The sequence below is a fragment of the Verrucosispora sp. SN26_14.1 genome (assembly GCF_004307965.1).
Lineage (GTDB): Bacteria > Actinomycetota > Actinomycetes > Mycobacteriales > Micromonosporaceae > Micromonospora.
Window position 1 is genome coordinate 1 of the sequence record NZ_SISL01000319.1, and the last position, 6,713, is coordinate 6,713.

At 72.5% G+C, this 6,713-nt stretch carries 8 protein-coding genes; 6 read left to right on the forward strand and 2 right to left on the reverse strand.

Going from position 1 to position 6,713, the window contains the following annotated elements:
• A partial coding sequence (locus tag EYA84_RS23025) for a low molecular weight phosphatase family protein (RefSeq protein WP_131055238.1) occupies nt 1-373 on the reverse strand: 373 nt, incomplete at its 3' end.
• On the opposite strand from EYA84_RS23025, the gene EYA84_RS23030 reads away from it, so the two are divergent.
• The 4 genes from EYA84_RS23030 (at nt 372) to EYA84_RS23045 (ending at nt 4,281) form a co-directional block, all read left to right on the forward strand.
• The gene (locus EYA84_RS23030) at nt 372-554 is read left to right on the forward strand and encodes a hypothetical protein (RefSeq protein WP_131055240.1); all 183 of its coding nucleotides are present in this window, start codon (nt 372-374) and stop codon (nt 552-554) included. The two genes, EYA84_RS23025 and EYA84_RS23030, sit on opposite strands and share 2 nt — an antisense overlap.
• Entirely contained in the window at nt 536-1,795 is a 1,260-nt protein-coding gene (locus EYA84_RS23035) for a glycosyltransferase family 4 protein (protein ID WP_131055241.1), read from the forward strand. The genes EYA84_RS23030 and EYA84_RS23035 overlap by 19 nt, the downstream gene beginning before the upstream one ends.
• 70 nt (nt 1,796-1,865) lie before the next feature.
• A complete protein-coding gene (locus EYA84_RS23040; RefSeq protein ID WP_162854379.1) occupies nt 1,866-3,650 on the forward strand; it encodes a DUF4012 domain-containing protein in 1,785 nt (594 codons plus the stop codon).
• Between the two features lie 112 nt (nt 3,651-3,762).
• Nucleotides 3,763-4,281: a hypothetical protein gene (locus EYA84_RS23045; RefSeq protein WP_236145914.1), complete on the forward strand. Its 519-nt coding sequence runs from the start codon at nt 3,763-3,765 to the stop codon at nt 4,279-4,281.
• A gap of 112 nt (nt 4,282-4,393) precedes the next feature.
• Here the strand turns inward: EYA84_RS23045 and EYA84_RS23050 are convergent, their stop codons facing one another.
• Nucleotides 4,394-4,990 carry an NADPH-dependent FMN reductase gene (locus tag EYA84_RS23050; RefSeq protein ID WP_131055245.1) on the reverse strand — a complete coding sequence of 199 codons (597 nt, stop codon included), beginning with the start codon at nt 4,988-4,990 and terminating at the stop codon, nt 4,394-4,396.
• A 63-nt stretch (nt 4,991-5,053) separates the two neighbouring features.
• Between EYA84_RS23050 and EYA84_RS23055 the strand changes: the two genes are divergently transcribed.
• Together EYA84_RS23055 and EYA84_RS23060 are read left to right on the forward strand one after the other, a co-directional pair.
• Nucleotides 5,054-5,461, forward strand: a complete 408-nt coding sequence (locus tag EYA84_RS23055) for a MerR family transcriptional regulator (protein WP_131055247.1) — start codon at nt 5,054-5,056, stop codon at nt 5,459-5,461.
• A gap of 34 nt (nt 5,462-5,495) precedes the next feature.
• The gene (locus EYA84_RS23060; RefSeq protein WP_131055249.1) at nt 5,496-6,611 is read left to right on the forward strand and encodes an erythromycin esterase family protein; all 1,116 of its coding nucleotides are present in this window, start codon (nt 5,496-5,498) and stop codon (nt 6,609-6,611) included.
• Nucleotides 6,612-6,713 lie beyond the last annotated feature (102 nt).

Below are 6,713 nucleotides of genomic sequence, written 5' to 3' on the forward strand. Positions count from 1 at the left end.
CGTCCGGCTCGTCCGTGGCGGGTTCCGCCGCTGCGGCGAGCCGGCCGAACTGGCGCACCGTGAACGTCCGGTGCAGCGCCGCCGGCGCCAGCGAGGTGCAGAGCGACCGTTGGCGCCGGGTGGCGGTCAGTACCAGCACCGCCTCGGTGAGGTGGGCGGGGATCAGCCGTCGACTCCGGAACTCCGTCGGTTCCGCACCGGTCTCGGCGGCGATCTCGGCAGCGTACGGGTGCATCTCCAGGCCCTCGACGGCGTCGGTGCCGGCGCTCGCGACGGTCAGCGGACGCCCGGCGAGCAGGCGACGTGCGGTGTACTCGGCCATCGGCGACCGGCACAGGTTGGCGTGGCAGACGAACAGCACCCCGGTGAGCATGGGTGACCCCTTCGACGACGTGGCCGCCGGCGGCAGCGCCGCGACGGGGGACGACCGCCGGTGGCGGGCGCCCGGTGAGGGGTTGCCGCGATGGTACGCAGCCGGGCCGCCGCTGTCCCCGGCCGCCGCGCCGGACCGGCACCCGGCAGGGGAGGTGGCGGGATGCGGATCGGCCTGCTGACGTACCACTTCCCGCCGGAACCGGCCTTCATCCCCGGCAGCCTCGCCGAGGAGTTGACCGCCCGGGGCCACGAGGTGCGGGTGCTGACCGGCTTTCCGGACTACCCGGGCGGGCACGTGTACCCGGGGTGGCGCCAGCGCTGGCGGCACGAGACGCGCAGTCGGGGACTGACCGTGCGGCGGGTGCCCCGGTACAGCACCGGCGACCTCACGCCGCGCGGCCGGATGGCCTCCTGGCTCTCCTTCGCCGGCAGCGCGGCGCTGGTCGGCCGCCGGTTCCTCGCCGGCGTCGACGTGCTCTACGTGCACCAGCCGCCGGCCACCGCGTTCGCCACGGCGGCCCTGCTGCGCCTGCTCGGTCCGGTGCCGCTGGTGCTGCACGTGCCGGACGTGTGGGCCGAGGACCTGCCGGACGGCGGCGACGGGCGGTGGGCGGCCCGGGTGCGTGCGGCGATGACCCGGACCTACCAGGCGGCCACGGTGGTGGCGGTGACCGCGCCGTCGTTGCGGGACGCGGTCGTCGGGGTCGGGGTCGACGCGGCCAAGGTCCGGGTGGTGCTGAACTGGACCGACGAGCGGATCTTCCTGCCCGCCACGGCCGGCCCGGCCGCGCGCCGTCTGGTGCGCCGCGACGACCGGTGCGTGGTGATGCACGCCGGCACCATCGGGGCGCGGCAGGGACTGGAGACGGCGGTACGGGCGGCGGTGGCGCTGGACCGGACCGTGGACCTGGTCCTGGTGGGCTCGGGCGCGGACGAGCGGCGGGTGCGGGGGCTCGCCGACGAACTGCGCGCGGACAACGTCCGGTTCGTCGACCGGCGCTCGCCGTTGGACATGCCGGAGATGTACGCCGCCGCCGACTACCAGCTGGTCATGTCCCGGAACCTGCCGGCGCTGCGCAGTGCCGTGCCGGACAAGCTCCAGGCGGCGCTCGCCTGCGGCGCGCCGGTGGTCGCGTCGACCGGTGGGGACACGGCCGCCCTGGTCGAGCGGACCCGTGCCGGGCTCTCCTGCCCGCCGGAGGACTGGGCCACGTTGGCGGACCGGTTCTGGCTGGCCGCGCACATCCCGCCACCGGCCCGCGCCGAGATGGGGCGACGCGGCCGGGAGGCGTACCTGCGGGAGATGTCGTTGCGGGCCGGGGTGGACCGCATCGAGGCGCTGCTGCGGACGGCGGCCGGCACCCCGCCCCGGAACACGAGTCGCGACCGAAACTCACATATGACCCAAGAGCGTCATTAATTCACCAACACAGTCGTTACCTGTTAGGAACAATGGTGGCTTCTGTCCGAATTTCGGAGTGGAGAGTGGTGTGACGGAGAGCGAGAGCCCGCGCCGTACCCGTGGCCGGTCGCGCCGGCGGCGGCGGACCCGACTGCGCCGTGCCCTGCTCGTCACGCTGGTGGTCGGCTCGCTGGTGGCGGGCGTGACCGGATGGGTGGGGTTCCGGGGCTGGCAGGCCCGGGCGCACCTGGTCAACGCCGCCGGGTTGGCCGGTGAACTGAGCGCGCACCTGGTCGGCGGCGACACCGACCGGGCGCAGCGGACCCTCGCCGCGTTGCAGGTGCAGTCCGGCGCCGCCCGTCAGGCCACCGCCGACCCCGGCTGGTGGACGGCCCAGCACACGCCGTACGCGGGCGCCAACCTCGCCGCCGTCCGGCAGATCTCCATCGCGGTCGACGACCTGGCCCGCCAGGCGTTCCCGGCGCTGCTGCGGGTCGACCTCGGCGGTCTGGTGCCGCGCGAGGGTCGGCTGGACCTGACCGGGCTGCACGGGGTCGGTGACGAACTGGTCGAGGTGGACGCCACCGTCCAGCGGATCCGCGCCGAGCTGTCCACCGTGCCCGCCGACCGGCTGGTCGGGCAGGTACGCGAGGCGCTCCAGCAACTGCGCGGCGAGATCGACCGGCTGGCCACCATGACCTCGGCGGCCGGCAAGGCCACCCGACTGCTGCCGCCGCTGCTCGGGGTGGACGGCGCGCGACAGTACCTGCTGGTGTCGCAGAACTCGGCGGAGTTGCGCGCCACCGGCGGCATGTTCGGCGCGTACGCGGTGATCCGGGCGAACAAGGGCCGCATCGAGATGGGCGACCAGGGCGCCAGCAGCGGCCTGGGAATGTTCGCCAAGCCGTTGAAGATCCCGGCCGAGCAGCGGGCCCTCTGGGGCGAGCTGCCCGGCATGTACCCGGCCGACGTCAACCTCAGCCCGCACTTCCCGACCGCCGCCGCGCTCTACCGGGAGATGTACCGGCGGCACAGCGGCGACACCGTGGACGGGGTGCTCGCCGTCGACCCGGTGGTGTTGTCGTACCTGTTGCAGGCCGCCGGGCCGGTCCGGGTGCCGGGCGGCGTGTCGCTCAGCGCGGAGAACGCGGTGCGGACCCTGCTCAGCGACACCTACCAGCGGATGGCCCCGGAGGAGCAGGACACCTTCTTCGCCTCCGCCGCCGCGACCGTGTTCGACACCCTTTTCGCCCGCAACACACACCCGAACGGGCTATTGTCCGCTTTTAGCCGCTCTATACAAGAACGTCGGATACTGTTCTGGAGTGCCCGTCCGGAGGAACAGCGGGTGTTCGGCGAGAGCCGGATGGCCGGGACGCTTCCGGAACAGGACACCGTGCCCACTGTCGGCGTGTTCCTCAACGACGGCAGTGGCGCGAAGCTCGGCTACTACCTCCGGCAGACCGCCGACCTCACCGTCGGCGACTGCCACGCCGACGGCCGTCGCGAACTGCACCTCCGGGTGACGTTGCGATCCACCGCGCCCGCCTCGGGGCTCACCGAGTCGGTGCTCGGGTTGGCCCAGGCAGGAGACCCGTACACGGTTCGGACCCTGGTCTCGGTCTACAGCCCGGCCGGCGGGGCGGTGCTCGACACCCACCTCGACGGTGCCGAGACGTCGGTGGGCAACGGCACCGAGCGACGCCGCCAGGTGGCCACGGTGAACGTCGAGACAGGACCCGGTGACACCCGGACGCTGCAGGTCTCGTTGCTGACCGGCAAGACGGGCAGCGGCACGGCCGAGCTGTGGCTCACGCCCACCGCCACCCCATGGACCACCCATGTTGTTACCGCACCAAGCTGTACTCAGTAGGAGGGAACCAACAATGCGGCTATCCCGCATCATCATGGCGCTCACGGTCGGTTTGGCCGTGGTAGCCGTGCCGACCGCGGCGGGGGCGGCGCAGCCGCAGCCGACGCCATCCGTGAGTGGAACGCCCCAGCCACCGCCCTACCCGCCGGTGCTGGCCTCGCTCACGGTGAACCGACCGACCATCTTCCTCGGTGAGACGGTCATCCTGACCGGCCGCAACTTCGGGCCGAACGAGACGGTCGACATCACCGTCACCACCCGGCCGCTGGCGGCACCCGCCGCCGGCACCGCCCGCCGCAGCGACGGCAGCACCGTCGCGATGGCCCCGGTCGCCTTCCAGGCCAGCGCGCCGCTGACCTTCACGGCCCGGACCAACGGGCGGGGCGAGTTCAGCCGCCGGTACACCCCGTCGGTGACCGGTCTGCTCACCTTCACCGCCGTCGGCCGGGAGTCCGGCCGGACCGCGTCGACCGAACTCCGGGTGCTGCACAAGAAGAAGCCGCACCTGCCGGTCACCGGCAGCAGCACGAGCACGCCGATGAAGGTCGGTGGCGGTCTCGTCGCCGCGGGCGCGGTCATGCTGCTCGGCACGGTGCTCTGGCGCCGCCGCCGCTTCGGCAGCGTGAACTGATCCGACACCGCGGGTCCGTCCCGCAGTGAGCACCGGTGCCGGTGCCCGCCGATCCCTCCGGCGGGCACCGGCACCGTTTCGTACCACCCCGTGCCTCGCCGCCCCGCCGGTGCTACGCCGGGAAAGGGCGGGTGCGGCGGGCGTCGGCCAGCACGTCGGCCCACCACCGCAGCTCGTCGAGACAACCGGCCAGGCCACGGCAGAGGCCGTCGTCCGGCGCGTACCGCTGCTGGTCGTTCAGGCAGTCCCACGGCGCGGGGAGGCCGACGACCCGCCGGGTGGTCACCATGCCGAGTTCGGCCAGCACACCGCGGAGCTGCTCGATCGCGGCGTATCCGCCGTGGACGCCGTACGCCACGATCGTCGCGGGTTTCAGGCGCCACTCCCGGTAGTGCCAGTCGATCAGGCGCTTGAGTGAGGCCGGGTAGCTGTGGTTGTACTCCGGCATCACGAAGACGAAGGCGTCGGCCGCGTCGATCCGGTCGGCCACGGCGCTCTTCGGACCACCGCCGGGATACAGGAGACTGTCGTCGGGCAGGGGCGTGTCGGCCAGGTCGATCAGATCGACGTCGGCGGAACCCCCCAGCGCGGCGACGACCCAGTCGGCGATCGTCGGCCCCATCCGGTCCTTGCGGACGCTCGCCGAGATCACGGCCACGCGTACGCCTGCGGGTGGGGTGCCGTCGTGCTGTTCGTGCGAAGCGGTCATGGCAGCGAGGTTCCATGTTGAACATTGGTTGAAGTCAAGTCGGGGCGTGACTACGGTGCGGATATGAGTGTGAAGCCGGCCTCCCTGATGACGCTCACCGTCGGCGACGTCGCCGTGCGCAGTCGCGTCGCGCCGTCCGCCGTACGGTTCTACGAGAGCCATGGCGTGATCACCGCGGTCCGCACCACGGGCAACCAGCGCCGTTTCGAGGAGTCGGCCGTGTGCCGCATCGAGATCGCCAGGGTCGCCCAGCGGGTCGGCATGACCGTGCGCGAGATCGCCGCCCTCTTCGGCGGCCTGTCGGCGAACCCGACGCCCGAGGAGTGGGGGCAGGTCGCGCACCGGCTGGTCAGCGAGGCCGAGGAGCGACTGGCTGACCTCAGGACGCACCTCGCCGCCCTGGAGTCCGGCACCAGGCTCTGCGACATCGGGCGCGCCGAACCGGTCCGGTCAGCACCCGCACGGCCTTGACTTCACCATATGTTGAACTGTGATCGTGCGTCGTATGAGCGGACGCACGTACGACCTTCAGCGGGCTGGGCACCGCATCTCATCCCTCGTCGACCACGCCACGATCGTCGGTCTGGGCACCTCCACCCGTGAGGCGCACGAACTCTTCGGCCTCGTCGAGCAGACCACCCACGCGTTGGTCGAATCCGGATTCCGCGTCGTCGCGGTGCTGGACAACCCGCGCATCGGTGAGCGGTACGACCAGTTCGTCCAGGGGCAGCAGATCGATCTCGACGCGGCGCTCGGTCAGGCGTGGGGGCCGTGGCGAACGACCGAGATGCGCGAGGCGCTCGGCCGGCTGCGCCGGCACAACGAGCGGCACCCGGCCGATCCGGTGCGGATCGTCGCGATCGGCGGTTCGCGCGTGCTGCCCGCCGACTACGACCGGGCCGTGGGGCTGATCGCGCGGCGCGACGCGACGACGGCGACACGCGTCACGCAGCTCTTCGACGTCATCCACACCGCCCACGACGACGGCGAGCACGTCCGACGTGCGCGCGGCACCCACCCCGGCACGCCCTTCGTCGACCTCGCCCGCACCGCCCACGACCTGGTCGCCGGGCTCGACCCGGGCCCGGAGCGTGACGAAGCGCTGCCGCTGCTCGACGCGATCGTGGCGCATCACGCCAACGCCATCGGCGTGGGACACGACCTGGCGCGGGAGGAACGGGCCGCCGCCGACCGGCTCCTCGCACACCAGCGGCGCACCGGTGACCGCATCGTCCTCTGGGAGGGCAGCGCGCGCGTCGCCACACACGAGGTCATGACCGGCGGCCATCTCCGGGCGGCTCTCGGCGACCGGTACGCCGCGGTCCATCTCGCCTTCGGCCACGGCCGGATTCCCGAGCGGGACCTTCCCCGGCCCAGCCCGGACTCGCTGGAGGCGGTGCTGCTGACCGGCGCCGACGACGACGTACGGGTGGTGGACCTGCGCTCGCCGCACCCGACCGAGATCACCCCGATTCTCGATCGGCCCGCGCGGACCCGGGTGATCTCCGGGATGTACGACCCCGAGCGCGACGAGGAGCACTACCACGAGCTGCCCTCGCCCCGGCACAGTTTCGACGTCGTCGCGGTCCTTCCCACGATCACGCCGATCCACCCGAGATAGCCGGCAGCCGCACCGGCGCGGCTGCGGGTACCCACCGCCCGGTTGATCAAGAGGTTTTGGTGCTCTCGGGCGCGCGTCGAGCACCAAAACCTCTTGATCAAC